Raw genomic sequence first — 25,954 nt, 5'->3', positions numbered from 1 at the left:
AAAGGCAATCTTGTTTTCGACTGACTAATAGCAATTTACAGATTAATTTATCCTTAATTTAGACTTGAAATTTGTAGGAAAGCGTATACATCTTTCTGTTTACTAACCCCTAAATACATCATTTATATATGAAAGCCGCCCCAGCTTATCTAATGTTAATTACTTTTTTCTCTTGTAATTTACTTTTTTGTCAAGAAAACGTTTCGAACGATAAAACAAGAATTACCAAAAACACGACACAAAAATCTATAACTAATAGCGCAAAGATTCCAGAAAAAAACAAAATTGGTCATTCCAATACATTAAAGTCATCGACCAATAAGACAAAAACACCCGAAACAAGATCAAAAGCCATATTAGAAATTTCTGAAACGGTAACCACTACGGTACCAAGAACTACTTTAGACTTTTTTTAAATAACATTTTGTTTTGTGAACAGCTTGATTGTTCCTTAACCGAGAAGCTCCTTATATTTTCGCATCTTATATTGGGAGCTTCTTTTTTTTTTAAAAACTCAATCCCAATCCAAAGGTAAATCGTAAACCATCGTCACTACTAAACAAATTGAATTGTCCTGCTATTGAATCTACAGCATTGATCCAAAATCCACCACCTATAGAGTCATGCCAAATGTTAGTATCTTCTCCATCAAACCATACCCTACCAATATCATATCCTCCATAAACCCCTAATTGCAACGGTAATAAACCTGTTTTGAATTTATTAAAACTATACCTAAGATCTCCACTAAAGGCTAGTGCTTTATCACCAGTAAAACGTTCTTCTCTAAATCCTCTTAGGCTGTTAATTCCACCTAAGGTAGCTGCTTGGTAAAATTCAAAACCATCGCCAATCATAAACTCTGCTTGCACATCCGTCTTTAAAACCAGTTTCCGGTTTTTAGTGATTGCATTATAAAATCCAAGTTTCGGTTTTATATAACCAAAAGTTCTGTCAGTATCATCCAAATTCATTTTAGAACCTCCCTGGAGTTTAAACAGCATACCTCTAGTAGGATTTGCACTGACATCAAAGCTCTTATATTCATAGTCTAAATCTATTCCAGCAAAGAATTTTCTTTCAAAAAACTCAGGGTCAGAAGTAACCAGACCAAGTCCAGAGGTAATAAATCTACCTTGTGAGTCCTGAACCTCTACTCCTTCATACGATCCAGTAATAGACAACCTGTTTCCATATCTACCGTTCTTCACAAAACCAAGGTTTAAGGACCATATTCCAGTTTTTACTCTATTGTAATCTAAACCAAGAATATCATCAAGATTTACTGTATTGTTTCCAAAACCAAAAAAGTTCTGAGCAAAATTCTCACTTGTATACTTACCTCCTACTAACAAGTTCCAATTACCTACTGCATTTGCAAACTCCCCTCTGTATGATATATCATACCCTTCTGTTGCGAAATAATAGGCTGCTTTCATCGTATGCTTACTTTGAAAAGGTTTATTATTAAACCCCCTTACTGTATATACATCTGTAATGTTAATATTGACTCCGTCATCTGGATTAAACCCAACCAATGGTGTTAGTGTATTTGTTTTATCTATATACTTATTATAGTCATAGGTATTGTGATTATAGTTATTACTAAAGATAAACTTGGCTCCACCTTTTTTCTTAATTGTATTTGGTTTTGATTTATGGTCGTAAACTCTAATTTGTCTTCCATTTTCTATAGTGTATATGTCGTTATTTTGTCCACCGACAATTCTTGTACAGATTGGATTTTTTCCTTTTCCTGTAACTATAAATTGATCATCATCATCTAATCCATAGATCCATATTTCTTTAGTTTCCTTAGAAGACATGGTTCTTTCATAAAATGGTTTTTTAGGAGTCCCATCTTTTATTCTGGAAATTCTTACTGTTGTTTGATTATCCTTTCTTATAATTTCAAAAAGATCATCTTTATCTGTTCCTGTAATAATAACCTGTTTAGAAAGGTATTTATAATATCGTCCTGCGATATCTTCTAAATCATCTCTTCTTTTTCTAAGATATTTCTTAATTCTTTCTGCCGTTTCATCCTGTAATTCTGAAGGTAAATTTCTGAATGCTTTATCAATAGATTCATCACTAAGATTTTCTTTTATATACTTAGCCTGAGCTAACCATATCTCCATATCTGAGCTTTGCGTAAATGTTCTATCTAATCGTATTCCTGATTCATTAATCCATCTAATATTCTTTAATTTTTCATCGTATACCTGAAACTTTCGTGTAATAGGAACTATAAATTTTATCACATCAAGTAGTCCTCCATCGTAATTAGAAAACACTTGATCACGATCTTTAGGTATAGGTCTGTACATTTTTCCTTTATCCGTATCAAAACGAGACCATCTCCACTGATCAGAATGCCTATCCCAATCTCCTAAAATCATATCAAATAGTCGAGTACGTATATAATGAGGCTCATCCATCTGATACTCTTCGTCTTTTCTAAGATTCTTAAGCAAATCATCTGTTCCCTCAATATCATCAGGTTTTCCAAAAGAAGCTACATTCTTATGTTCTTTACCAGGACGCTCCTCTAGGAAATACATTTCATCACCAAAGTCTCTGTTATACATTCCGAGAGCTGGATGTTTTGGTATATAATATACTTTAGAATTGGCGTGATACACATCAATCGCATCCGCTAATCCACCTACCACCAAAAACGCATATGGATAGCTAGAGGTGTAGAAATCTGCAAGTAACTCTTCTGTAAATGTATCGTCGAAACCATTTTCTAAATAAGTATCTACAAATACACCTTTTTGTAAAAACTGTGTTACACTCTTTCTCATCGCGCGTAAACTATAGCGTTTTCCATCCTTATCTATAAGACGTAAGGATCTAGTTACCTGACCTCCTCCTCTTCTATCAATAGTAAATCCCCCCATTAAAGTATCTAATGTAGCAACAGGAATTTTAATATCTGTACTATATATATTTCTATAGTGATCTCCCCATAAAGATTGATAGAAATTAGTTTTCGTAGTTTCTTCTTTATTATAAATAGAAGCGGAAATTTCGTTATCGAACGAATTATTCACATCATCAATTTCATTAGCTTCGGATAGTTTATGAACTTCATCCTGATATACTAATTTAGCCTGACCATTTTCATTACCATAAAAACGTACGTTAGAGGACCCATCCTTATAAACGTCAAGTATAGCAAAGCCTTGTTTAGGGTAAGAAAACAGTCCATCTTTACCCAAAGATGCAGGAGAGGTTTTAGAACCTGATCCAGAAACGATCTGCTTCAAACCCTTGTTGTCTATATACTGTAATGAATGTTCGTGTCCCGAAGCAAAAATCACTTTTTCACTATCTCTGGCTATGGTTGATAATCTTCTCATCAGCTTGTTATAACTTTCGTTATATCTATCTTGAGGAGATACACCACCTTGGGATCTAATTTGAGTAACTAAAGAACCTAGAATAGGTAATGGAATATTTTTTCTCGTAGGAAATATGTGTTTTTTAAAGCTATATCTCCCTCCATGGGGTCCATTGGTAAACATCGGATGATGCATTGCAACAAGAACAGTTTTACTATTATGTTTTTTAAGCTCTCCAGCTACTTCATTTAGGAATTTATCTCTAGTTTTAATTTCGCAATTATCATTAATTGTTGGGTTTTTATTCCAATCAGCAAGGTACCATTGTGTATCAAGAATAATTAATTGAATTTGATCACTTACTTCTATACTCTCTATAGGACATCCTTTAGACGGTAAAAATGCTTTTTTACTATCTATTTTTTTTCTTACATATTTTTCTTGTCGGTTTAAACCTTTTACTCCATCATTATACCAATCATGATTTCCCGGAATAAACACTACGTCTCCTTCAAACGAATCCGCTGCATTTACCTGTGCATCTATTCGATGTTCTGACAAGGCTCTTGTTTCAGATTCTTTATTCGGCATTCCTTTTTGATAAATATTATCGCCTAAATAAATCAGGTAATCTTCCTTTGTATCTTCTTTGTCAATAATCTGTTTTAAAGCTTCAAGTCCTAATGTACTCTCATTCATATTAGCATTACCCGCATCACCAATTAAGTAGAAGCTTTTCTCTATCTCCTTATCAGGTAATGTTTCCGAAAAACTTTCGTCTAAATATTGAGGTGTGTATGTGGCGCAGGAGTTTAATAATAAAATGAAGATTATTAAGAAGGTCTGTATATTTTTATTCATAAAAGGGTGCATTCACTTTTTTTTAATTATTTTGGTTACTGAAAAATTATAATATGGGAACCCTAGTTGAAAAAACTGATAATTTCGTTTCTAATCTTTTTGCAAAAAAGCTTCCTGAAACCTGTATATATCATAATTATACTCATACCAAAAGAGTATTTAAAAGTACAAAAGAAATTATTGACAACACTAATATTTCTGAAGAAGATGCGCAAGCATTATTATTGACGGCTTTACTTCATGATACGGGTTACTCAGAAAGTATTGATAATCACGAGGAACATAGTGTTCGCATTTCTACATCTTTTTTAAAAGAACAAAATGTTTCTGAAGAAATTATAAGTAAAATTTCTTCATTAATAATGGCTACCAAAATGGAACACCAGCCAACTAATTTATTAGAACAAGTAATTAGAGATGCCGATGCTTCACATTTAGCAAAGGAATATTTTGAAGAAACTAGTGAATTCTTACGACAGGAATTTGAACTAAATTGTAAAGAAATCTATAGTAATAGTGATTGGTTAAAAATTAATATTGATTTTTTAAAGAATAAACATAAGTTCTATACCGAATATGCTATTGAAAAATGGCAACCCAAAAAAGAAGAGCATCTCTTGAAAATTTTAAATGAACAAGCAGCTTTAAAGAAAAAAAAGAAAAAAGAAAAGCTTAAAAAATTAGTAAAAGAGGAAAGCCCAGAAAAAGGGATCCAGACTTTATTTAGAGTCACTTTGCGAAACCATTTAAAATTAAGTGATATTGCCGATACAAAAGCCAATATACTTTTATCAGTAAATGCTATTATCATATCACTGGCATTATCCAATTTGATTCCTAAACTCGATAATCCTTCTAACCAGTATCTTATTTACCCAACATTGATATTCATTATTTTCAGTATTGCTTCTATGCTATTATCAGTATTGGCGACAAGACCAAATGTAACAGGTGGCGAATTTACTCGTAAAGAAATCGAGGAGAAAAAAGTTAACCTACTATTCTTTGGTAATTTTCATAAAATGCCCCTAGATGAGTATAAATGGGCCATGCACGAGCTTATGGATGATAAAGATTACATCTATGATACGATGATAAAAGATCTATATTTTTTAGGCAAAGTCCTTCATAGAAAATATAAAATACTTCGTATTACTTACACCGTTTTTATGATTGGTTTTATCACCTCTGCTATTTCTTTTGTAATAGCTTTCAATACCTTGCAGTAAGAGATAAAATTATTTATTTATCTCTTTCATCAGATCATCATAGGTATAATATTCTTGATCTTCCTTATTTTTATTATAAAGAATATTTACTCTCAAAGCCTTAAGACCCGTAACCCCTTGAAGATCATCTAATTCAACAACCTCAATTTCATCTTCAAGATATTTTTTAGATTGCAGGAAGTTGATGTACTTTATATACTCTTTTTCATCAGAACGTTGAGAATATACAACTACCAACTTACCTTTCTCTGTAATACGTTGATCAGTCCCTTTTATTTTTGCTTTATCTACTCTTTTCTTTACTACTTCATACCGTGCATTATAGGTCCCATCTACATCAAACCGTTTTTCATCCATCCTAAATCTAACCGATAAGGAAGCATTGAATACCAAAACCATAGAAGCTACATCAAGCGCTACAGGAAGATCTTTTTTTAGTTGATAATACTCATTCTCCATTTCGCACATTACTTGCAATTGCCACAACCTTAGATTATATAAGTATATTTTATTAAAACTATTCTGCTTGGTAATGGATTCGCCTATATATAGATTATGTTCTACACCGTCAGTCTTGAATCTTTCGAAATAGTGAGGATACATTTTCTGGGCTTCTTCTTGTTTTTTATCCAACAAAGCCGCCATCTTCTTATTAATCAACATTACAGATTCATCATAAGCCTTACGATGTTTATACAATGTTTTACTGCTTTTATCTAGTGAATTATTATATTGATTAATTAAACCTTCTAATTCTACGTTAGTACCCTTAAGGTGTTTAAACAGTGGCTTGATTTCATTCTTAATAAAATCCAAAATCCTTTGTTCACTATCCACCTGAAGGCTATCAGTTACTAAATCTATATAATTATTAATTCTAAATTTAATTTCTTCATATATAGGTAAAGAATCTAATTCTCTAACTTTATTAATGACTTTAGCGATTGCTTTTAGTTGCAATACCAAATCCTTCTGTACAGAGCTGTTTCGCGCATCAGAAGATCCTTTGATATCTATTTGTCCAAACAATGGGTATACATCTTCGAATACTACCTCTCTAAAGGATACTGGATTTCCTTCAACTTTAGCGCGTATAAAACGTTTCGCTTCTTGTCTAAACTTCCAATAAACACTAGGATGTATGGACGTGCATTCTTGCTGAATTACCAATTCTAATTCATCTTCAGCTTTTGCCTTAGATCGTAGGACAGAATCCACCAAATACGGCATGATATCCTGAAGTTTATTAGCGTTAATACTATTTAACTCTTGAATATTTGGTGAAACAATTTCCAACACACCTAACAATTTCCCTTCATTTTCTATGGGAGCAATAATCGCACTTTTTATATTTTGCTTCACCAGATTAGTGTACATAAGCTCCTCAGGATACATCTTATGCATTTTGTCAATATTTGAAATTGCAAAAGGTTCAGACTTTTCGAACATCGATTGATAAGTTCCCTTGCATAGAGCTGTCTCACAACAATCTGAATATTCCTTATACAAAATGTAACTACCAATAGTCTTAAAAGGAACTCTTTCTAAAACACCTTCTTCTTCATTATAGTTAGAAAAACCAACTTTGATTTCGGGAAGATTAAATACACCTCTAAATATACTCTGAAAACTCCCTATAAAATCTCCCTGCGTTTTATCATATTTTAAAAGACTTGTTTTAAAATCAGACAAAGAAACGTCTGTTGTTACATCAAACAGATTAGCGATAACGACCCCCTTAAATATCCAGCTATTTGGCGGAAATTTTTCTTTCCAAATATCAACATTATCAAAATTATCAATTAAAACGGCAACATCGTCATCTGTAATATCTTTAGCCTCATCTGTTTTAATTATCTCTATAAAATCACCATTATACAGAATTCTATAATGACGTATAATACCAGCTGCATCCGGAATATCATAAAAGAAAGGTCTTCTGAAATCAATTTTATACCCATAATATTGACTCAAAATAATACTACAGCCCATGATGAAATAATGATCCTCATCCAGGTTTTTAATCTGAGGCTCAAAGTGATAACCAGCCGCATTTATAATATTCTTATATCGCTGAGTAGATTTTACTACTGTATTATTAAAAGGTATCGTAGCTATTTTTATTTCATTCTTCTGCAAAATCTGGGCAAAAGAATCCTCCAGAACTAATTCTATCTGTGGCAATAATTCCTGAACTCTTTCTTCTGTAGTAATTCCTTCTTCTAACTCAGGATATTCTGCCGCTATCTGTAAAATACTTTCGGCACGATCGCGTAGCAATTTATTATCGCTATTCAAAAACTCTCTATATTGATCAAAAAACAAAGAGAAGCTTATCCTAATATCTAACGGAAAATCATGCTCCAATACCTTCATAACGGTTTATTTATGGTAGTTAAACAAAAATAACACAAAACTTCGACACCCAATTGTAGTATTAACAATTAATTAATGTATTACGTTATAGTACTATTTTTTAGGTTACTTATTATTAAGTCGAATATTTGAAAGGAATTAGGACCGAAAAAATCAAAAATATTGCTTCATTCATAATAAATTCAAACAAAACCCCCATTTTGTATTCATAACACTCTTAATTAGACTCAGAAAGTGTAGGTTTTGTTACACAATAGACAAGGTTTAATTCATTGTATTTTCTACAGACAGTAAAAAATTAACATTTACATATATTTAAAAGTTAATTTTTAGTGTTTAAGGTTCTTATTATATATTTTTACGAATCAAAAAAAATTAAGAATGAAAAAAATAGTACTGCTCGCACTTATATTGTTATCAGTAGCATGTGAAAAAGAAGAGAAAGGATATTCAATTTCTGCGGAAACGGAAGGATTTGAAGATGGAATCACTGTATATGTAAATGCCATAAATCAATCTAACCGACCTACTATTATTGATTCTACTACTATAAAGAATGGTGCATTTAAAATATCACTACCCACTGTAGAAAGTAATGATTTCAATTACTTAACTTTCAATGGAGTTCCTCAAAATGTTTTGTTTTTAGCCGAAAACAATCCTATCCAAATGACTATTTATAAAGATAGCCTGCGATCTTCTATTATTAAAGGTGGTTCTGAAAATCAATTATTCTTTACCTATTTAAAGAAAATGAATGCCTATGGAAAAGAAAGGCAAGAACTTAGTAATCAATTTCAGGTAGCTTCTAAATTAAAAGAAACAGATAAAGCTACACAACTATCTACTCAATTACAGGGACTGCGTGCAAACGAAAATAATTTCAGAAAAGAGATTGCAGAAAATAATCCTAATTCGTTAGTGGCTGTAATGGCACTTACAGATCTTTTAAACCTTAAGGCAACTCCCGCGAAACAAATAAAAAAAATATACGCAACTGTAGAAGATACTCTAAAAACATCGCGCTTAGGTAAAAATCTTGATCGACTAATTACCGCATCAATTGGAAAAATAGACATCGGTAGTGAAGCTGAAGATTTTTCTGCTCCTAATCCAGAAGGACAAGTAGTTTCACTAAAAGAATCAATGGGCAAAATTACAATTATCGATTTTTGGGCATCTTGGTGCAAACCGTGTAGAGCAGAAAACCCAAATGTGGTGAGAGTATATAACAAATATCACGATAAAGGTTTAAATATCATAGGTGTTTCTTTAGATAGAAACAAGGATCACTGGACAAAAGCAATCAGTCAAGATAATTTAGAATGGAATCACGTATCGCACTTAAAATTCTGGCAAGATCCAATTGCTAAAGCATATGGTGTAAGATCGATTCCCGCTACATTTATATTAGATGAAAAAGGAAATGTTATCGCAAAGAACTTAAGAGGACCTGCCTTAGAAACTAAAATTTCGGAATTATTAGGAGAGAAATCTTTATAAGTTTTATCTATAAAAAGTTAAAAACGACCTGATAATCAGGTCGTTTTTTTTTATATCTAAAGTTTTCCTAATCGCTGCATCACGAATAAAACAATAATAGGAATTGCGAGCAAACCTATCATCAACAAATTTTCTTTAAACAAAAAAGGTGCAAGAATTAATGTTACAATGTATCCTCCAGCAGCTCCGCCAAAGTGAGCATCGTGACCAATATTGCCTGTTCTGCTTTTCATTCCATAAATAGAATACAACAAATATCCGATACCAAAAATATAAGCCGGAATCGGAATCGGAATAAACATAAGATATAGTTTCATATTTGGTTGAAATAATATCGCCGAAAAAATAATGCCTGATACCGCTCCACTAGCACCTACTGCACTATAGTGGTATTCATCTTTATGAAAAAATAGGGAAAATAGGTTACCCACAAATAGACTACAAAAATATACCACCAAGAATTTTACATTACCTAAAGAATTAAGTACTACTGGTGCAAAGAAGTATAACGTAAACATGTTAAAAAACAAATGCATCATATCTACATGCAAAAAACCCGAAGCAAGCATACGCAACTGCTCTCCTCTTCTGATTCCTCCAATATTAAATTTATAACGTTCAAAAAAAGAAAAATCATTCAACCCTTTTAATGAAACAAGAACATTTGCCAGTATAATTACAATGACAACAACATCTAGATTTAGCATATACAATTTTTTGTCGTTCAAATATAATACATATTTCAACCTAAAAAAGCGCGATTTTAACCTGAAATAAGCTTGCTCTATATTTTCTTTATACTATATGAAAAAATATTACCTTTAGCCGCTTAAATCGAATTCAATGCAATTAGTAATTTATAGCCTTGTATATCCTTTACTTTGGATGATATCTAAACTACCTTGGCGATTATTTTATATGTTCTCAACCTGTACATATATATTGGTTTATCATATTATCAGGTACAGAAGAAAAACAGTGACAGAAAACTTAAACTTAGCTTTCCCTAATAAAGAAGCAAAAGAAATCAATCGTATCCGAAAAGCCTCATATAAGCATATGTGCGATATGTTTCTGGAAATGATAAAGTCTTTATCTATTAGTGAAAAAGATATAATAGAGCGTTTTCACATAACCAACCTAGATGCTTTGGTAACGTTAGAGAACAAAAACAAAAGTTTCATTACTATGATGGGACATTATAATAGTTATGAATGGACCAATTCTATAGATTTGATTAGTAAATTTAAATGTGTAGGAATCTATAAACCTATCAAGAACAAGTATTTTGATAAATTGGTTCACCGTATCCGAGGAAGATTTAATTCTAGATTGATACCGAGCGCTAAAGTTTTTAGAGAAATGACTATGGATCAAAGAAAAGAAAATCCAGAACTTAGTTTATATGGATTAATCTCGGATCAGTCTCCTAAACTTAATAACGCTACATTCTGGACAGATTTTATGGGAATAAAAGTTCCGGCTTTTGTAGGAGGAGAAGTGCTTTCCAGAAGGTTAGGTCTTAGCATATTTTATCTTCACGTGGAAAAGATAAAAAGAGGGTATTACCAAGCTACTTTGGTTCCTATTTCTGAAGATCCAAAAAATGAAGAAGAATATGCAATTACAAAAAAGTTTACACAATTATTAGAAGGGCAAATAAGACAAAAACCTGAAAACTATTTATGGACACATAAGCGGTGGAAACATCGTAATGCGAAACCTCCAAAGGATGCTGTTATCTCCTAATTTTATTACTTTTTTAAGACTACACTAAGATTTTAGGCCATTTAATAATTCTATATTTGTAGGCTTAAATTATTACAATGCAATTATTGATATATTGCTTGGTATATCCAATTTTGTGGATTATATCAAAATTACCCTGGCGTTTATTCTATATATTTTCCACCTGCGTGTACATTTTTGTATACCATGTGATTAGATACCGAAGAAAATCAGTAACAGAAAACCTTGTTCTTGTTTTTCCGCAAAAGTCGCCACAAGACATCAATAGAATCCGAAAAGCATTTTTTAAACATATGTGCGATATGTTTTTAGAAATGATAAAGTCTATTTCTATAAGTGATAAAGACCTTTTAGATCGTTTCAAAATTATTGATATTGAAACGCTTAAACAATTAGAAGCAAAAAATAAGAGCATTGTAGTTTTGATGACTCATTATGCGAGTTATGAATGGTCCACCGTAACACAATTATTAATTGATTTTCCTACAGTTGGTATTTACAAGCAAATTAAAAACAAATACTTTGATCAACTCGTACATCGGATCAGACAACGATATAATGCACGACTTATTCCTAGTTATAAAGCGATGAAAGAGATTACCAGGGATAAAGTTAATGGTAAGCTTTGTTCATATGCCTTTTTATCAGATCAATCTCCTAGTTTGGATAAAGCTACATACTGGACAGATTTTATGGATATAAAAGTTCCAACGCATGTTGGAGGCGCTGTATTGGCGAAAAGACTAGATATGTCTGTTGTTTATTTACAAGTAGAAAAAGTAAAAAGAGGTTATTATCAAGCGAAATTCATTCCCATCACAGAAAATGCTAAAAACTGCGAAGATTTCTATATTGTAAAAACATATCTACGTATGGTAGAAGAACAAATTCGTAAAGCACCTGAATATTATCTATGGACCCATAAACGCTGGAAACATCGTAATGCAGAAATCCCTAAAGATGCCACTATTGATTAACAAAAATACTCCTGTCAAGAAAATTGACAGGAGTATTTTTGTTTTATTAGATTCCAGCTATTTGTTTTAAGGTTGCAATTGTATCATTCGCTAATTGATCAGCTTTTTCCTGACTTAAAGCTTCCGTATAAATACGAATAATAGGTTCTGTATTACTTTTTCTAAGGTGCACCCAACTATCGCTGAAATCAACTTTTACGCCATCTACCGTACTAACTTCTTCTGAGGCATGTTTGTTATGAAATCCTTCTAAAATCCCATCCACATCTAATCCTGGTGTTAGTTGAATTTTATTTTTACTCATAAAATAAGATGGGTAACTATTACGTAATTCGCTAACACTACATTTTTTTTCTGCTAAATGAGTTAAAAATAATGCTATACCCACCAGAGAGTCTCTTCCGTAATGTAATTCAGGATATATAATCCCTCCATTTCCTTCTCCTCCAATCACTGCTTTGTTAGCTTTCATCAAAGAGACTACGTTCACTTCTCCTACTGCACTGGCCTCATATGTACCATTATGTTTTTCTGTAACATCTCTCAATGCTCTACTAGATGACAAATTAGAAACAGTATTGCCAGGCGTTTTACCAAGTACGTAATCTGCACAGGCAACCAATGTATATTCTTCTCCAAACATTTCTCCATCCTCACTCATAAAAGCAAGACGATCCACATCTGGATCCACGGTAAGACCAAAATGAGCTTTTTCCTTTACTACAAGTTCTGATAAATCAGTTAAGTGTTCTTTAAGGGGTTCTGGATTATGCGGAAAATGACCATTCGGTTCACAATAAAGCTCTACTACCTCAACTCCCATTTTTTTAAGTAGTTTTGGAACAGCTATTCCTCCTGTAGAATTAACAGCATCAACAACCACTTTAAAACCTGCTTCTTTAACAATATCTGAGTTTACTAGAGAAAGATTTAACACCTCATCGATATGCTTATCTATATAAGTATCATTGACACTGATCGAGCCCAAATCGTCAACTTCGGCAAAATTATAATCATCGTTATCTGCGATGTCCAAAATCTTCTTACCATTTTCGGCATTCAGAAATTCTCCTTTCCCATCCAATAATTTTAATGCATTCCATTGCTTTGGATTATGACTAGCTGTTAATATAATTCCTCCATCGGCTTTTTCCATAGGAACGGCTACTTCTACAGTTGGTGTAGTAGATAATCCTAAATCGACTACGTGTATTCCCAATCCTACTAATCCATTCATCACTAGCTGCTGAATCATTGCTCCAGAAATACGCGCATCTCTTCCGACTACTACTGTCGGGGCATTTTTACCTGTTTCTGCTTTTAACCAGCTTCCATAAGCAGATGCAAATTTTACAGCATCAATAGGAGTAAGATTGTCCCCTACTTTTCCGCCAATAGTTCCTCGAATACCTGAAATTGATTTGATTAGTGTCATATACTGATTGATTATTTTTTTTGTTTTGACAAATGTACATGCTACAGGTGATTACCACAACTATGAAATTAAAGTTTATATAAAAACAATGACTACTTTCTAAAAAATTGTAAATTCACCTAATGAATTTCTTAGCCCATATTTACCTTTCCGGAGATGACCAGGAGCTTAAAATAGGCAACTTTATTGCCGACTCAGTCAAAGGGAAAAAGTTCAGTCAATTTCCTGATAGAGTCCAAAAAGGAATTACACTACATCGCAAAATTGATTCGTATACCGACAGTCATCCTACAGTTAGAGAGAGCGTTTTAAGGTTATTTCCTAGATATGGGCACTACAGCACGGTAATTGTGGACATATTATACGATCACTATCTTGCCGCCTACTGGAGTGAATACTCTAAAACTCCATTAGAAATTTATGTTTCGAATTTTTACGATTTACTTCAGGAATATTATGAAGTCTTGCCAAAGCGTGTTCAGGATTTTTTACCATATATGCTTCGTGACAATTGGCTACTTAGTTATGCAACTATTCCCGGTATCGGTAGAATACTATACCAAATGAATCATAGAACCAAAAACAGGTCGAAAATGAACTTTGCTGTTGTTGAACTAGAACAGTATTACGATGATTTCGAAAGAGAGTTTCGTTCTTTCTTTGAGGAACTTGAATTGTTTACAAAAAATGAGATGCGAAAACTATGAGAATTTTGTACCTTTTTTTTGTTTTGTACTTTACTTTTTCCTGCAAGAAAACAGAGAATGATTATAATGGAAAGGATATTTGTAAAGAACAAATTTTAACCTCATCAAAAAATGGGTATACTAAAAACTACTATCCTAACTCTATCAATTTAGAAAGCATCGGCCATTATGAGAAGGGAATCTTACAAGGTTTCTGGAAATACTACTATCGAAATGGAAATATAAAAGCTGAAGGACATTATGAAAAAGGACAAAAACAAGGGTATTGGAAAGCATATCATAAAAATGGAAACATAAAATCCGAAGGTCATATTAACAACTGTAAACCCTCTGGTTATTGGAAATTTTATGATAAAAAGAATAACCTTATCAAAGAAATAAATTACTAACAAAGTCTTAAATACAATGAGATCATTTTTTCTATTACTTTTTATTTTAGTTATCGCTTGCAAAACTACTCCTGAGCCTAAAGTTGACATCAAAACTAAACCGGTTTTTGGAGTTATAGAAAAAAATGCAATGGTAGTTTCCGCAAGAGAAGAAGCTTCTAAAATTGGTAAAGAAATTCTCCAGAAAGGTGGAAATGTATTTGATGCTATGGTAGCTACAGAAATGGCATTAGCGGTTTCATATCCTTATGCAGGAAATCTTGGTGGCGGTGGTTTTATGGTATACAGAAAGGCAAATGGAGAAACAGGAGCCATTGATTATCGTGAGAAAGCACCTGGAGCAGCATTTAAGGATATGTATTTAGATGAAAATGGAGATCCTATTCCAGAAAAAAGCCAATTGGGAGCGATGGCTGTTGGAGTTCCAGGAACAATCGCAGGGATATTCGAAGTGCATAAAAAATTTGGAACATTACCCATAAAAGAACTATTAACTCCGGTTGTTGAACTAGCGAATAATGGATATATAATTACTGAAAAGCAACAAAAACGATTAGACCATTATAGAGCGTTGTTTATTGAAACGAATAGAGATACCATCCTGTATGCTAAAACTTACAAAGCACTGGATACAGTAAAAAATCCAATGCTTGCTAAAACTCTTCAGAGAATTATAGAAAATGGAAGAGATGAATTTTATAAGGGAGAAACCGCTAAGGAAATGGTAAACTATATCCAATCTCTGGGAGGTATCATCACTATGGAAGATCTCAGTAAATATGAAGCTAAATGGCGTGAACCGGTTAAATTTACCTACAAAGATCTTAATATTATATCTATGTCTCCACCTTCTAGCGGTGGAGTATGTCTGGCACAAATCATGAAAATGATAGAACCTTATGAGCTTAGTATCTATGGACATAATTCTTTAAAATCAATTCAGGTAATAACCGAAGCAGAACGAAGAGCCTACGCAGATAGGAGTTTTTATCTTGGTGATCCTGATTTTGTGAAAATTCCGATAGATACCTTAATAAGTGAATCCTATCTATCGGAAAGGATGAAAGATTTTAATCCTAAAAAAGCTACTTTATCTTCGGATTTGAATTATGGAAGTATTCCTGGATACGAAAGTAGCGAAACCACACACTACTCTATCATTGATCAATTTGGAAATGCCATTTCGGTTACGACCACTTTAAATGGCGCTTATGGTTCTAAACTTTATGTTCCTGAGTTAGGATTCTTTTTGAATAATGAAATGGACGATTTTAGCGCTAAACCTGGAACGCCTAATATGTTCGGATTACTTGGTGCTGAAGCGAACTCAATTGCTCCAGAGAAAAGAATGCTAAGTTCAATGACACCTACCCTTGTCGAGAAAGATGGAAAACTATGGATGTCGGTTGGGACTCCTGGTGGATCCACCATTATCACCTCTGTGCTGCAAACTATTTTGAATGTAAAAGAATATGGTATGACTATGCAGGATGCGGTAAATGCTCCTCGTTTTCATCATCAATGGTTGCCTGATGTTGTCGTTTTTGAACCTAATTCATTCGACAAAAAGATACTTGATAGTTTAAGAACTAAAGGCTACAAGACAAATGAAGAAGAAAGTAGGGTTATTGGCAAAGTGGATGGTATTTTGGTATTACCAGATGGTAGTTTAGAAGGAGGTGCTGATAAACGTGGAGATGATACGGCAGTTGGGTTTTAAAATAAAATCTTTAGGTAATAAAACAAAAGACCAACACTACAATATTCATAAGTTATTACCACATAAACCCCTATTCTTCCAATAAAAAACGTTAAAAACTTCTTGTTTTCACAAAAAAAATAACGCAAAAGCTCTTTGTTTTAAAACAATGCAACATAATTATTATTAATTGCAACAATTCTTTCATTGTAGATTTATCCTTAAGAATACTTTAGTGGAAACTAATTAACATTGCCAAAACGTAAACATATTTAAAAAAAAGCAATGTTTAAAATTATGTAATTATGATCAAAACATTATTTTCATTTCTACTATGCTTCTGCGGTATTTATAGCATTTCTGCTCAATATTCGATAAGTTACGATTCTACTGATCCTGTTACCGTTGTTGCCGGTCAGTCAATAACACTAAACTATACGTATACCGCTTCAATGCAAGTGGGTGCTCAATTCCAAATTTTTGAAACTGATGTTTCAGGTATTTTTGGAGGAGCAACCGCCATAGGAACAGCAGTAGCGGAGTTTCCTACTCTTGATGCAGGAACTGATGTAATGGGTACAATCACTCTTAATATACCCGCTAATTTTCCATTAAGCTCGTCTCTTTCTGGAACCGAATATCGTATCTTCGGTAAATTAAGTTCTGCTATGAATTCTGATGCTACGGAAGATGCCACCTGGGATACTGCTGGAGCATACCCACTAATTACAGTTACGGCACCACCATATTCTATAACTTATGATTCTGGCAATCCTGTTTCAGTTGCTGCTGGAGAATCTATTACTCTAAACTATACATATTCCGCTTCTATGGACGTAGATACACAATTTCAAATTTTTGAAGCTGATGTACCAGGGATTTTTGGAGGCGCTACGGCAAATGGTACTGGAGTTATCGTTACTCCAACAGTTACTGCAGGAACAGATGTGTCGACTACAATAACACTGGATATACCTTCAGACTTCCCAACTAGCTCCTCTCTTTCGGGTACTAAATATTATATTTTTGGAAAACTATCTTCCGCTGCAAATTCAGACGCTAGTTCTGATGCAGATTGGAGTGTTGCTGGAGCATATCCAGAGATTACTATAAATGAAAACACGCTTAGCATCAATGATTTTACTTCTTTTGATAGAGATAAATTATATTTTAATAGTACTTCAACCTCTTTAGTAATTAACGACACAAACGAAATAAAATCTCTAAACATTTATAATGTAATTGGGAAAAAAGTATTTGAAATTGAGAATATCAAAAACACAACAAATGTGGATTTATCTGCACTCCCAAAAGGATTATATATTGCCAGATCTGATTCGAAATTTTTAAAGTTTGTGAGATAAGACACTAGTAATTTACAGATTAATTATATCAACTTATACTAAACAGAAAGCCAATACTCATATTGGCTTTCTGTTATATTATTGATGTAAGAATTTTGTATTTAATATCAAGGTTTTATAAAAAATATACATTACGATTTAGAATGATACGTGTTCGTTACTTCTCTTCTTTTTCCTGAAGATAGTAAAGGAATTTCATCTACATACTGTATCTCTATATTAGCATCTTGCCCAAAATATTCTTTATACTCCTCCAACATTTTATTTTCATCCACCTTCTTATCAGTATTCAGTTTAATAAGATAATCTTTTTCTCCATACTGGACTAATTGGAATTGCTTATAATCTCCGTACTTACATAATTTATATGAAACATGAGAAGGTATAATCTCTCCTTTTGTATTATATATAAGATCTAACTTCCTTCCTCCTATGGATGATAAATAAGACACACCGTTTGGATCCATTTCTATTATGCCAACATCGCCCGTATCATATCGAATCATAGGCATGGCGTAATTATGCAAATCAGTTACTATAATTCTTCCTAATTTTCCTGGATGCACAGGAACATCTTTATCTATATCAAAAACCTCTATATAGTAGCTCGCAGTATTGATTATAAATTTAGAAGTAACACCTCTATCCTCCTGCGCTATAATACCATTTTCATTATTAGAATATCGTGAGACTGGAACGACCCCAAAATATTTTTGCATACTGGTCCTTACATAATCATTGAGCGCCTCTGACATTGTGATTATGGAAACTATATTATCAATTGAGCCTGAATTGTTTTTATCTAAGTACTTACAAATCTTTTCGAATCCCGATGTATACCCAAGGAAACTCTTCTTACCAGGATTTTCTTCTAGTCTTTTTATAAGATTAGCGATATTGTTATTATCAAGCCTAAAAACGCTCTGAGGGACTATATTCTGCCACCAAAACTTCGAAAGTATAGTAGTATGTTTATAGTTATCGGGCCAAATTTTTATGTATATCAGTTTTTGACCTATTTCATAACCGGATCTATTAGAGAAATATAAATTATCTCCAGTATTTCTGCATCGTTTGCTCTTGTTTTGCAAAACAGAAAAAGGTGCACCAGTAGAACCGCTAGTGGATATCAAAGTACATTTATTTGCCTTATATTTTGAAGACTTGAATTCTTCAAAACTATCCCGGATCATATTTTTATTAATTACAGGAAAATCTGAGATAGAGTTATAACCAGTATATTTTTGATAGAACCAGGTAGTACTTACGGCATGTTGTAGTATTTTTTCAAGATAATTATCCTTTCTATCTTTGGCAGACTGAGAACTTGGAGTTTCGATCAACTCTTTAATATCCGCATAGTGCTTCCTAATATCGTTTCTGTTTAAGATATCAAAAAACCAAAAGACTTTTCTTCGAAAAACTTGTGACAAATTCATTAGTACATTCCATTATTTAGACCAAACGCAATTAGATCTGATAGTGGTTACCCATATTAAGAATAATGTGTGTGAAATGAGATACAATAATCAGGGGATATTTTAAGCCAAGATAAAAGTAAACTATTTTTATTTAGTTACCTATAATAACAAAAAAAATGCACAGCTTTCACTGTGCATTTTTCATATAGAATAACAATTCTTATTTCACTTCTTCAAAATCTACATCTTCTACATCACTAGCTTCAGAATCTCCTCCTTCAGGTTGTGCTCCAGCTTCTGGTCCAGCTGCACCGCCTTGTGCTTCTGCCTGTGCCTTATACATTTCCTCACTAGCTGCTTTCCAAGCTTCGTTAATCTTATCAAGTGCAGGTTGTATGATAGCAAGATCTTTAGTTTCATAAGCCTTCTTTAATTCTTCTAAAGCTTCTTCTACAGGTTTCTTATTATCATCAGAAATTTTATCTCCAAATTCTTTAAGTTGTTTTTCTGTTTGGAAAATCATTCCATCAGCTTCATTTAACTTATCTGCAGTTTCTTTTGCTGCTTTATCCGCTTCTGCATTTGCTTCAGCTTCTTGCTTCATTTTCGCGATTTCTTCTTCTGTTAATCCAGAAGATGCTTCGATACGAATATCCTGAGACTTATTAGTCGCCTTATCTGTTGCAGAAACTTTGATAATACCATTAGCATCTATATCAAAAGTAACTTCGATCTGAGGTGTTCCTCTTTGTGCTGGAGGAATTCCATCTAGGTGAAAACGACCAATAGTTTTATTATCAGCTGCCATAGGACGTTCTCCTTGCAATACGTGAATCTCTACAGAAGGTTGATTATCCGCTGCAGTAGAAAACACTTGTGATTTCTTAGTAGGAATCGTAGTATTTGCTTCAATCAGCTTCGTCATAACATTACCCATTGTTTCAATACCTAAAGAAAGTGGTGTAACATCTAATAACAATACATCTTTTACATCTCCTGTAAGTACTCCTCCTTGGATGGCAGCTCCAACAGCTACTACCTCATCAGGGTTTACTCCTTTACTTGGTGCTTTCCCAAAGAACTTCTCTACTGCTTCCTGAACTGCAGGAATACGAGTGGATCCTCCTACTAAAATAATTTCATCGATATCACTTGTAGATAATCCTGCTGCTTTAAGAGCAGTACGACAAGGTTCTACAGTACGCTTTACCAAATCATCAATTAATTGATCGAATTTAGCTTTTGTTAATGATCTTACTAAGTGCTTAGGACCACTTGCAGTAGCCGTTACATATGGTAAATTGATCTCTGTCTGAGAAGAAGAAGATAATTCTATCTTTGCTTTCTCTGCTGCTTCTTTAAGACGTTGTAAAGCCATTGGATCTTTACGTAGATCCATATTCTCCTCACTCTTAAACTCTTCTGCTAACCAATCAATAATTTTTTGATCTACATCATCTCCTCCTAAATGTGTATCTCCATCGGTTGATAATACTTCGAATACACCATCTCCTAATTCTAGGATAGATACATCGTGAGTACCTCCACCAAAATCGAATACTACAATCTTCTGATCAGTACCCTTTTTATCAAGACCATATGCTAATGCAGCCGCTGTAGGCTCATTAATAATTCTTTCTACTTTAAGACCTGCAATTTCTCCAGCTTCTTTAGTAGCCTGACGTTGTGCATCATTAAAGTATGCTGGTACAGTAATTACTGCTCTAGTCACATCTTGTCCTAAGTAGTCTTCTGCCGTTTTCTTCATCTTCTGAAGTGTCATAGCAGATAATTCTTGTGGTGTATATAAACGTCCATCGATATCAACTCGAGGTGTATCGTTATCACCTTTTACTACTTTGTAAGCAGCTCTTTCTGCTTCTTTTGCTGATTCAGAGAATTTATTTCCCATAAATCTTTTAATAGAAGAGATTGTTTTAGTTGGGTTTGTAACGGCCTGACGTTTTGCAGGGTCACCAACTTTAATCTCTCCTCCTTCTACAAATGCAATTACAGATGGAGTAGTTCTCTTCCCTTCCGCATTAGGTATAACAACGGGCTCATTACCTTCCATCACAGAAACACAAGAGTTTGTTGTCCCTAAATCTATTCCTATTATCTTACTCATATTAGTATATAAATGTTTTAGTGTTGTTCTAAATTATTTATTCCTCATAAGTCAATGATTATGCCATGACAATTTATCTGACAGGATGTCATTAACACTTATTAATAAATAGAACATTAGTAAAGCTCAATACAAAAGAAAATTTTACTTAAGATTAAGTATTTCCCAAAAAAAAGTGTTCTTTTTTATCAATACCCTATATTTACCCCTACAACTTTACAATGAATTAAGAATTATGGAATGTATCAGTATTTTTGATATGTTAAAGATAGGTGTAGGCCCTTCTAGTTCTCATACTTTTGGGCCCTGGAGAGCAGGAAGAAGATGGATTGCCGAGTTAAAAGAAAATAACCTGTTTAATTCTGTGGAAACAGTTAAAGTGGACCTATTCGGATCCTTATCATTAACAGGAAAAGGGCATGCTACGGATATAGCTTCTATTTTGGGTTTATGTGGATATGACCCTCAAACTATTGATGTAACATCTATTGCTACTATTGTCGAAAATATTAAATCAAATAAGACCCTATTGTTTAATAAGGAGTTCCAAATCAATTTTGATCCAGAAGCTCAAATTATATTTAATAAAGAGTTCAAAGAATTTCATCCAAATGCTATCACTTTTACTGCTGTTCTAAATAACAAAGAAACTATTGCTTCTACATTTTATTCTATAGGAGGTGGTTTCGTTGTGCAAGAAGAGCGAAAAAGAGAACGAAAAAAAATGGAAGCTTTTAGGGAATTTCCGCTTCCTATTCAAAAAGCAACGGACCTCCTAACATATTGCAAAAAAAAGAATAAAAAAATATCCGAAATTGTATTAGAAAATGAGCGTTCTCTTCAGACTGATAACGAAATAGATACAAGAATAGCGGACATCTGGAATGTTATGCTAGAATCCATGTATCTTGGCTGTCATACAGAGGGCAAACTACCTGGAGGATTAAATGTACGAAGACGTGCTTACGATACTCACAAAAAACTAATTGGAACTAAAGAATATGCTAATCCAAACGAGTGGATAGAGTCTATAAGAGATACTGAGGTGAAATTTCGCCAAATACTAAAATGGGTATCTTGTTTTGCACTAGCTGTTAATGAGGTAAACGCTTCTTTAGGAAGAGTTGTTACGGCACCAACAAACGGAAGTGCTGGTGTTATTCCAGCCGTTATGATGTATTATATGGTCATCGAAAATCATGATGCAAACTTCGATGATATCAAACAATTCATGTTGGTTGCGGGAGAAATTGGCAGTTTATTCAAAAAAGGTGCCACTATATCTGCTGCTATGGGCGGTTGTCAAGCAGAAATTGGAGTTTCTTCGGCTATGGCAGCTGGAGCATTAACGGAGTTAATGGGTGGTACACCTGAACAAGTAGTGATGGCAAGTGAAATTGCTATGGAACATCATTTAGGCTTAACTTGTGATCCTATTGGTGGTTTAGTACAGATCCCTTGTATAGAGCGTAATGCTATGGGAGCCATAAAAGCTATAAATGCGTGCGAAATGGCTCTAGATTCTGATGCAGCTAATGCCAAAGTTCCTTTAGATAAAGTAATAGAAACTATGTGGGAAACAGCAAAAGACATGAATACTAAGTATAAAGAGACTAGTGAAGGTGGGTTAGCTATCAAAGTAAGTTTAAGCGATTGTTAAAACATATTAATGGTTAGAGATGTTTTATTAAGTAAAATCAAAAATCTACTTATCTCTTACTTTCGATTATTCGGATTGTACATACTCTTTTTTATTTGTGTAGCATTACTCCAAAGTATATTTCCTTATTTAGATCTACAAAAGTATTCTCAGGATAGCATTTTCGAGATTTTGAAAGATAATAAACTTAAAGCTTTTATAGCTATGGTGGTATTTGCTCCTGTTATAGAAGAATTTATGTTTAGAACCTTATTAAAACCAAAAGTAAAGGGTATTTTATTATTCTTAAGTTCATGGACACTTTTTATTATTGGGCTATTTATTACTTTAGAATTAGAATGGTATGTTCGCTACTTAATTTTGATAGTTTCCATTGGCGGTATATTCTTTATATACGAACAATTAATCTCAAAAAAACAACTTCAAAAACTTAAGAGTTTTCTAGATAACCATCAATTAATAACACTTCAAATTACATCAATAATCTTCGGTTTCCTTCATATTTTTAATTACGTAGATTCTTTTAAGATTGATAGTGTTTTATTCCTTCTTATTGTTCCCAGAATCATTGCAGGTCATATGTTTGGAAAACTCAAAATTGAAAATAGCCATATTATCTGGCCCATCTTACTTCATGCGATTAACAACGGAGTCATTTTTTTAATAATCAGCACTAGACCTTAAATTACTTACAACCTTCTCTTTTTCTAGTATCTGCTATTGCGATAATTTTCCAAGTAGTCCCATCATTAAATAGTTGGAAAATATTAACACCACAATGGCTAAATTGATCATTGACATAAAATTCATAAGGAGTCCATATCTGAGCGATACGATCATCTGCATCAATCCTAAAATCTAATAATTTCTCTAACCATTTTTGATCCTTAGGTCTGTTATGGATTACTCCCAAAAAATTTCCAATATCGGCCTGATCTGTTTTTATTTTACCGTCTTTTCCTTTAGAAATTATTTGCATAGCCATATTAGGGTCTATAGTCTTTCTCATTAAAACAGTATCTCCTTTATGAAAACCCTCAAAGAAATCTAATATCGCTTGTTTTGCATTTTTTTGGTTTACATCCAATTCTTTTTGGGAAAAAACAACATTGCATGAAATAAATAAAAAGAATGCTACCAGGAATTTACACATAACTTCTGAACTTTAATTTACCTAAAATTAAGGTTTTAATTGTTTTATCAAAAATATAAGCATTACTTCTCTTAAATAAATTTAAAGCAAAAATAATATCCTCTTGTTACGATCTTACTAATTGATTACTTTTACGACACTAAATTAACACACAAAATGTCTACAGCAAAAAAAGATTACAAGCGCGTTACGGTAAAATCTCTGGTAGAGATGAAAGCTAATAAGGAAAAGATATCTATGCTTACTGCATATGATTATACAATGGCAAAAATTGTGGATGGCGCGGGAGTTGATGTTATTCTCGTTGGCGACTCTGCATCCAATGTGATGGCAGGTCATGAAACAACTTTACCTATCACCTTGGATCAAATGATATATCACGCATCTTCTGTAATCAGAGCTATTGAGAGAGCATTAATAGTTGTAGATTTACCTTTTGGTAGTTATCAAAGTGATCCTAAAGAGGCGCTACGCTCTGCTATTAGAATCATGAAAGAATCGGGAGGACATGCTGTAAAACTCGAAGGAGGAAAAGAAGTTAAAGAATCCATTAAAAGAATCTTAAATGCGGGAATTCCTGTAATGGGACATTTAGGGTTAACTCCACAATCCATCTATAAATTTGGGACTTACACAGTACGTGCTAAAGAAGAAGCAGAAGCTAAACAACTTAAAGAAGATGCTTTAATGTTACAGAAAGCTGGATGTTTTGCAATCGTTCTAGAAAAAGTTCCTGCCAAACTAGCTAAAGAAGTAGCAGAAAGTTTAACGATCCCTATTATTGGAATTGGAGCTGGAAATGGTGTTGATGGACAGGTATTAGTAACTCACGATATGCTTGGTATGACACACGAATTTAATCCTCGTTTTTTAAGACGTTATTTAGATTTATATACCGAAATGACCAACGCATTCCAACAATATGTCTCTGATGTAAAATCGGTAGACTTTCCTAATGATAATGAACAATACTAATTGTTAGATCATTGGAATAGTTAGATTAGCTGATATAGGAATATGCATCGATTTAAAGATTTGGAAATATAGATTAATCTATACATAGGAAATAAGCTCTTTATTATCTGATTTAAATACTATTGTCAAAATGACTTCAAAATTTAAATGTACATTTAAATAGTTCTAAGAATCTAGCAATCCAATATGCCTCAAAAAATTATCTCGAACAAATCTAACCTTCAGGTTCTTTATGAAGATAATCATCTGATTATTGTTAATAAACGAGCCGGAGATATCGTACAAGGTGATAAGACAGGAGATAAACCACTTAGTGAAATCGTAAAGGAATATATTGCAGAAAAGTACGATAAACCGGGAGCTGTTTATCTAGGTGTTGTACATCGACTAGATCGACCCACAAGCGGAATTGTTGTTTTTGCAAGAACTAGTAAAGCGCTTCCTCGGCTTAATAAACTATTCGCTAATAAAGAAGCTAAAAAAACATATTGGGCTGTTGTAAAAAACACGCCACCAAAAGAAAATGATACACTCATCCATTGGTTAAAACGTAATCCAAAACAAAATAAATCATACGCTCATAAAAACGAAGTTCCAGATAGTAAAAAGGCTATTTTGGATTATCAAATTATAAAAAAACTAGATAATTATTGCATTTTAGAGGTCGATCTGCATACCGGTAGACATCATCAAATAAGATCTCAACTGTCGAGTATTGGATCTGTAATTAAAGGGGATTTAAAATATGGCGCCGACCGAAGTAATAAAGATGGTAGTATTCACTTACATGCTAGAAAACTTAGCTTTATACACCCTGTAAAAAAAGAACCTTTAACCGTCATTGCTCCTCCTCCATCCGATCCTATCTGGAACTGTATTTAAACATTTTTTTCTATTTAAATAAAAGACAAGTTCGGAATTACACTTTTTCATAAGTAACGTTTTACCTCATCAGTATACTAATACATAGGGAAACTC

Annotated in this window: 20 protein-coding genes; 13 read left to right on the top strand and 7 right to left on the bottom strand. The window is 33.1% G+C overall.

Going from position 1 to position 25,954, the window contains the following annotated elements; genetic code table 11:
• The first annotated feature begins 128 nt into the window (after positions 1-128).
• Positions 129-416, top strand: a complete 288-nt coding sequence (locus D1818_RS23955) for a hypothetical protein (RefSeq protein ID WP_118462683.1) — start codon at positions 129-131, stop codon at positions 414-416.
• A 90-nt stretch (positions 417-506) separates the two neighbouring features.
• Here the strand turns inward: D1818_RS23955 and D1818_RS23950 are convergent, their stop codons facing one another.
• On the bottom strand, positions 507-4,211 hold the full coding sequence (locus tag D1818_RS23950; RefSeq protein ID WP_118464081.1) for a metallophosphoesterase: 3,705 nt from the start codon (positions 4,209-4,211) through the stop codon (positions 507-509).
• A 53-nt stretch (positions 4,212-4,264) separates the two neighbouring features.
• Here D1818_RS23950 and D1818_RS23945 point away from each other — a divergent pair, with 53 nt between their 5' ends.
• Positions 4,265-5,440, top strand: a complete 1,176-nt coding sequence (locus D1818_RS23945; RefSeq protein ID WP_118462680.1) for a Pycsar system effector family protein — start codon at positions 4,265-4,267, stop codon at positions 5,438-5,440.
• A 9-nt stretch (positions 5,441-5,449) separates the two neighbouring features.
• On the opposite strand, the gene D1818_RS23940 is transcribed toward D1818_RS23945, so the two are convergent.
• Positions 5,450-7,816 (bottom strand): GAF domain-containing protein, encoded by a 2,367-nt coding sequence (locus D1818_RS23940; RefSeq protein ID WP_118462677.1) that lies wholly within the window; start codon positions 7,814-7,816, stop codon positions 5,450-5,452.
• Between the two features lie 381 nt (positions 7,817-8,197).
• On the opposite strand from D1818_RS23940, the gene D1818_RS23935 reads away from it, so the two are divergent.
• Complete coding sequence (locus tag D1818_RS23935) at positions 8,198-9,319, top strand: TlpA disulfide reductase family protein (RefSeq protein WP_118462674.1); 1,122 nt, start codon at positions 8,198-8,200, stop codon at positions 9,317-9,319.
• 56 nt (positions 9,320-9,375) lie between these two features.
• On the opposite strand, the gene D1818_RS23930 is transcribed toward D1818_RS23935, so the two are convergent.
• Positions 9,376-10,026 carry a rhomboid family intramembrane serine protease gene (locus tag D1818_RS23930; RefSeq protein WP_118462671.1) on the bottom strand — a complete coding sequence of 217 codons (651 nt, stop codon included), beginning with the start codon at positions 10,024-10,026 and terminating at the stop codon, positions 9,376-9,378.
• Positions 10,027-10,162: 136 nt separating this feature from the next.
• Between D1818_RS23930 and D1818_RS23925 the strand changes: the two genes are divergently transcribed.
• Both D1818_RS23925 and D1818_RS23920 read left to right on the top strand, forming a co-directional pair.
• Positions 10,163-11,068: a lysophospholipid acyltransferase family protein gene (locus tag D1818_RS23925; protein WP_118462668.1), complete on the top strand. Its 906-nt coding sequence runs from the start codon at positions 10,163-10,165 to the stop codon at positions 11,066-11,068.
• A 77-nt stretch (positions 11,069-11,145) separates the two neighbouring features.
• Positions 11,146-12,045 (top strand): lysophospholipid acyltransferase family protein, encoded by a 900-nt coding sequence (locus D1818_RS23920; RefSeq protein ID WP_118462665.1) that lies wholly within the window; start codon positions 11,146-11,148, stop codon positions 12,043-12,045.
• Positions 12,046-12,091: 46 nt separating this feature from the next.
• On the opposite strand, the gene glmM is transcribed toward D1818_RS23920, so the two are convergent.
• The gene (gene glmM / locus D1818_RS23915; RefSeq protein ID WP_118462662.1) at positions 12,092-13,480 is read right to left on the bottom strand and encodes a phosphoglucosamine mutase; all 1,389 of its coding nucleotides are present in this window, start codon (positions 13,478-13,480) and stop codon (positions 12,092-12,094) included.
• A 122-nt stretch (positions 13,481-13,602) separates the two neighbouring features.
• Here glmM and D1818_RS23910 point away from each other — a divergent pair, with 122 nt between their 5' ends.
• The 4 genes from D1818_RS23910 (at position 13,603) to D1818_RS23895 (ending at position 17,639) form a co-directional block, all read left to right on the top strand.
• Complete coding sequence (locus tag D1818_RS23910) at positions 13,603-14,187, top strand: ACP phosphodiesterase (RefSeq protein ID WP_118462659.1); 585 nt, start codon at positions 13,603-13,605, stop codon at positions 14,185-14,187.
• Positions 14,184-14,576 (top strand): toxin-antitoxin system YwqK family antitoxin, encoded by a 393-nt coding sequence (locus D1818_RS23905; protein ID WP_118462656.1) that lies wholly within the window; start codon positions 14,184-14,186, stop codon positions 14,574-14,576. Before D1818_RS23910 ends, D1818_RS23905 begins: the two co-directional genes overlap by 4 nt.
• Before the next feature lie 16 nt (positions 14,577-14,592).
• Positions 14,593-16,296, top strand: a complete 1,704-nt coding sequence (gene ggt / locus D1818_RS23900) for a gamma-glutamyltransferase (RefSeq protein ID WP_118462653.1) — start codon at positions 14,593-14,595, stop codon at positions 16,294-16,296.
• Positions 16,297-16,580: 284 nt separating this feature from the next.
• Positions 16,581-17,639, top strand: coding sequence for a T9SS type A sorting domain-containing protein (locus D1818_RS23895; RefSeq protein WP_118462650.1), 1,059 nt, complete (start codon positions 16,581-16,583; stop codon positions 17,637-17,639).
• 131 nt (positions 17,640-17,770) lie between these two features.
• On the opposite strand, the gene D1818_RS23890 is transcribed toward D1818_RS23895, so the two are convergent.
• Positions 17,771-19,078 (bottom strand): CoF synthetase, encoded by a 1,308-nt coding sequence (locus D1818_RS23890; protein ID WP_118462647.1) that lies wholly within the window; start codon positions 19,076-19,078, stop codon positions 17,771-17,773.
• Between the two features lie 202 nt (positions 19,079-19,280).
• Positions 19,281-21,188, bottom strand: a complete 1,908-nt coding sequence (gene dnaK, locus D1818_RS23885; protein ID WP_118462644.1) for a molecular chaperone DnaK — start codon at positions 21,186-21,188, stop codon at positions 19,281-19,283.
• Positions 21,189-21,423: 235 nt separating this feature from the next.
• On the opposite strand from dnaK, the gene D1818_RS23880 reads away from it, so the two are divergent.
• Positions 21,424-22,848, top strand: coding sequence for an L-serine ammonia-lyase (locus D1818_RS23880; RefSeq protein WP_118462641.1), 1,425 nt, complete (start codon positions 21,424-21,426; stop codon positions 22,846-22,848).
• Between the two features lie 9 nt (positions 22,849-22,857).
• Positions 22,858-23,532: a type II CAAX prenyl endopeptidase Rce1 family protein gene (locus tag D1818_RS23875; RefSeq protein ID WP_118462638.1), complete on the top strand. Its 675-nt coding sequence runs from the start codon at positions 22,858-22,860 to the stop codon at positions 23,530-23,532.
• 1 nt (position 23,533) lies between these two features.
• On the opposite strand, the gene D1818_RS23870 is transcribed toward D1818_RS23875, so the two are convergent.
• Positions 23,534-24,001: a nuclear transport factor 2 family protein gene (locus tag D1818_RS23870; RefSeq protein WP_118462634.1), complete on the bottom strand. Its 468-nt coding sequence runs from the start codon at positions 23,999-24,001 to the stop codon at positions 23,534-23,536.
• A gap of 156 nt (positions 24,002-24,157) precedes the next feature.
• Between D1818_RS23870 and panB the strand changes: the two genes are divergently transcribed.
• On the top strand, positions 24,158-24,976 hold the full coding sequence (panB, locus tag D1818_RS23865; protein WP_118462631.1) for a 3-methyl-2-oxobutanoate hydroxymethyltransferase: 819 nt from the start codon (positions 24,158-24,160) through the stop codon (positions 24,974-24,976).
• Between the two features lie 186 nt (positions 24,977-25,162).
• Positions 25,163-25,858 (top strand): RluA family pseudouridine synthase, encoded by a 696-nt coding sequence (locus D1818_RS23860; RefSeq protein WP_118462628.1) that lies wholly within the window; start codon positions 25,163-25,165, stop codon positions 25,856-25,858.
• The last annotated feature ends 96 nt before the right edge of the window (positions 25,859-25,954 follow it).

The organism is Aquimarina sp. BL5 (genome assembly GCF_003443675.1).
Lineage (GTDB): Bacteria > Bacteroidota > Bacteroidia > Flavobacteriales > Flavobacteriaceae > Aquimarina.
Note: the sequence above shows the minus strand (reverse complement) of the source record. Positions and strands in the feature narration are given on the sequence as shown.

Coding starts and splice junctions, on each gene's coding strand:
- D1818_RS23955 (WP_118462683.1), top strand. CDS start 129: ATGAAAGCCGCCCCAGCTTATCTAATGTTAATTACTTTTTTCTCTTGT.
- D1818_RS23950 (WP_118464081.1), bottom strand. CDS start 4,211: ATGAATAAAAATATACAGACCTTCTTAATAATCTTCATTTTATTATTA.
- D1818_RS23945 (WP_118462680.1), top strand. CDS start 4,265: ATGGGAACCCTAGTTGAAAAAACTGATAATTTCGTTTCTAATCTTTTT.
- D1818_RS23940 (WP_118462677.1), bottom strand. CDS start 7,816: ATGAAGGTATTGGAGCATGATTTTCCGTTAGATATTAGGATAAGCTTC.
- D1818_RS23935 (WP_118462674.1), top strand. CDS start 8,198: ATGAAAAAAATAGTACTGCTCGCACTTATATTGTTATCAGTAGCATGT.
- D1818_RS23930 (WP_118462671.1), bottom strand. CDS start 10,026: ATGCTAAATCTAGATGTTGTTGTCATTGTAATTATACTGGCAAATGTT.
- D1818_RS23925 (WP_118462668.1), top strand. CDS start 10,163: ATGCAATTAGTAATTTATAGCCTTGTATATCCTTTACTTTGGATGATA.
- D1818_RS23920 (WP_118462665.1), top strand. CDS start 11,146: ATGCAATTATTGATATATTGCTTGGTATATCCAATTTTGTGGATTATA.
- glmM (WP_118462662.1), bottom strand. CDS start 13,480: ATGACACTAATCAAATCAATTTCAGGTATTCGAGGAACTATTGGCGGA.
- D1818_RS23910 (WP_118462659.1), top strand. CDS start 13,603: ATGAATTTCTTAGCCCATATTTACCTTTCCGGAGATGACCAGGAGCTT.
- D1818_RS23905 (WP_118462656.1), top strand. CDS start 14,184: ATGAGAATTTTGTACCTTTTTTTTGTTTTGTACTTTACTTTTTCCTGC.
- ggt (WP_118462653.1), top strand. CDS start 14,593: ATGAGATCATTTTTTCTATTACTTTTTATTTTAGTTATCGCTTGCAAA.
- D1818_RS23895 (WP_118462650.1), top strand. CDS start 16,581: ATGATCAAAACATTATTTTCATTTCTACTATGCTTCTGCGGTATTTAT.
- D1818_RS23890 (WP_118462647.1), bottom strand. CDS start 19,078: ATGAATTTGTCACAAGTTTTTCGAAGAAAAGTCTTTTGGTTTTTTGAT.
- dnaK (WP_118462644.1), bottom strand. CDS start 21,188: ATGAGTAAGATAATAGGAATAGATTTAGGGACAACAAACTCTTGTGTT.
- D1818_RS23880 (WP_118462641.1), top strand. CDS start 21,424: ATGGAATGTATCAGTATTTTTGATATGTTAAAGATAGGTGTAGGCCCT.
- D1818_RS23875 (WP_118462638.1), top strand. CDS start 22,858: ATGGTTAGAGATGTTTTATTAAGTAAAATCAAAAATCTACTTATCTCT.
- D1818_RS23870 (WP_118462634.1), bottom strand. CDS start 24,001: ATGTGTAAATTCCTGGTAGCATTCTTTTTATTTATTTCATGCAATGTT.
- panB (WP_118462631.1), top strand. CDS start 24,158: ATGTCTACAGCAAAAAAAGATTACAAGCGCGTTACGGTAAAATCTCTG.
- D1818_RS23860 (WP_118462628.1), top strand. CDS start 25,163: ATGCCTCAAAAAATTATCTCGAACAAATCTAACCTTCAGGTTCTTTAT.